The organism is Dietzia sp. DQ11-44 (genome assembly GCF_014145205.1).
GTDB lineage: Bacteria > Actinomycetota > Actinomycetes > Mycobacteriales > Mycobacteriaceae > Dietzia > Dietzia natronolimnaea.
Genome location: NZ_JAALEC010000458.1, coordinates 1 through 2,204 on the forward strand (window position 1 = coordinate 1; position 2,204 = coordinate 2,204).

2 protein-coding genes are annotated in these 2,204 nt (G+C 72.5%); both read right to left on the reverse strand.

Features of this window, described 5'->3' with window-relative positions; genetic code table 11:
* Positions 1-1,540, reverse strand: a 1,540-nt coding sequence (locus tag G6018_RS11820; protein ID WP_182639695.1) for an ABC transporter ATP-binding protein, incomplete at its 3' end; no start/stop codon positions are given.
* Positions 1,537-2,204, reverse strand: a 668-nt coding sequence (locus G6018_RS17590) for an ABC transporter ATP-binding protein (protein ID WP_182618070.1), incomplete at its 5' end; no start/stop codon positions are given. The genes G6018_RS11820 and G6018_RS17590, both read right to left, overlap by 4 nt.

Here is a 2,204-nt window from a genome sequence, read left to right on the forward strand (position 1 = left end):
TGTCGACTCCGTCGGGCAGGTCGTCCACCCAGTCGGCCCCCACGGTCTGCAGGGCCGCGCGCACCTCGGACAGGCCGGCCTCGGGGCGGGGAGCCCGGACGTTCTCGACGATCGACGTCGCGAAGGAGTGCACCTCCTGGGAGACCATGGTGATGCGCTGGCGCAGGGCGAGCGGGTCGACCTCGGCCAGCGACACCCCTTCCATCCGCGCGGTACCGCGCGTGGGGACCACGGACCCGGCGGCGACCAGCGCCAGGGTGCTCTTGCCTGCACCGGTGGAGCCGACCACGGCCACCACCTCGCCCGGCGCGAGGGTCAGGTCGACGTCGATCAGGGCAGGTGCTCCCTCGCCGTACGAGTGGCTGACGCCGGCCAGCTCGAGGGCGCCGGGCTGGTTGGTGAGGGGCTGGTTGGTGACGGGCTGGGCGCCGGGCTCGTCGTTGACGGGCTCGAGCGTGGCCGTGCGGTCGGGCACGGGCATGGTGATCACCCCGACCATCCGGACCAGCGAGGCCCCGGCGGACTGGACCTGGTCGACCATGCCCACTAGCGCGCCGATCGGGTTGAACAGCCGGTGGAACAGCAGCGCGGCGGTGGTCACGGCGCCGGCGGTGAGGGTGCCGGCGTCCACCAGGACAAAGCCGACGACCAGCAGCAGCCCGAGGACCGTGACCTCGGCGCGGTTGTTCCGGCTGAAGGCGCGGGTGACAAAGTAGAACACCCGGATGGACAGGTCCCGCGCGTGCCCGGAGGCCGCGGTGATCCGGTCCAGCTCGGAGTCCTGGGCATCAAAGGCGTGCAGGGTCCGGGATCCGGTGATGCCGCCGAGGAGTCGGCTGGCGCGGGTACCGAATGCTGCCCGCTCCGCGGCGTAGATGGGGCCGGACCGGGGCAGGTACCAGCGCAGGGTGGTCCAGTACATGGGCAGCGCGACCAGCCCCACCAGTCCGAGCCGCCAGTCGACCGCGGCCAGGCCGATCCCCGAGACGATCACGGTGAACAGTGACTGCACCACCAGCGGGACCACGGCGGTGGCGGCCTGGCTGATCTCGCGGGCGTCCTCGGCCACGCGGGAGACCAGGTCGCCGGTCTCGGTGGTCTCCATCTGCGCGGCGCCCAGTTGCAGGGAGCGGTCCATCACCATCTCGCGCAACCGAGCCACCGTGGGCTCGGTCAACCGGGCGAGCCACGCCTGGCCCGCCCAGGCACAGCCGGCGCCCACGATGCCTGCGGCGGCGATCGCCCCCGCGCCCACCCACACCGCGGTGTAGTTCTGGCTCCCGGGCAGGACGTCGACCAGCCAGCCGATCACCCACGGCGCCACCAATCCCGCGACGGACGCGACCAGGCCGGTCAGGCACACCAGGATCAGGTAGAGGCGGCGTTCGGTGAGTAGCGGTGACAGCACGGCGAGGGACTCGCGGCCGCTCGCCAGTGGAAGGGTCCCCGTGGTGACCAGGGCCCCGGCGCTGTCCGGCGCTTCTGCAGCCCTGGTGTCAGTGCTGCTCGTGTCGGTGCTGCTGGTTTCGGTGCTGCTCATCGGTCGACCGCCGATCGGTAGGAGGCGGAGGTCTCGCGCAGCTCGAGATGGGTGCCGGAATGCGTCTCACCGCTCCGCGGGAGGTGGACCACCCGGTCGGCGGTCGCGAGGAACGGCGGCGATGAGGTGACGATCAGCGTCGCCTGCCCCGGCCGACTCGTGCGCACGCGGCGCACGGCCTGGGCGATCTCCCACTCGGTCACCGCGTCCACGGCGCTGGTCGGATCGTGCAGCACCAGCACATCCGGGTCGGCGTGCAGGGCGCGGGCCAGCGCGATCCGCTGACGCTGGCCGCCGGAGAGGTTGCGTCCCCCCTCCTGCACCACGTGGTCCAGCCCGTCGGGCAGGTGCTCGACGATCTCCGCGACGGCCGAGGCCGCCAGGACCTCATCGGAAATCGGGTTGTCGTCGTCGTCAATTGGCTTGCCACCCAGCGCGGCATCACCCGGGGCGTCGTCACCGAGCGCGTCGTCACCCAGCGCGTCGTGGCGCATCGCGATGTTGGATCGGATGGTGCCGACGAACAGGTCCACGCGGTGGGGGGCGACGACGACGTGGTTGGCGATCGCCGGGGCCAGGCGGCTGCGTCGATGCCCGCCCACCAGCACGGCGTCGGCGCCGTCGCTGTGGCCGGCGATCGCCAGCGTCACCGCCTCGGCGGCGG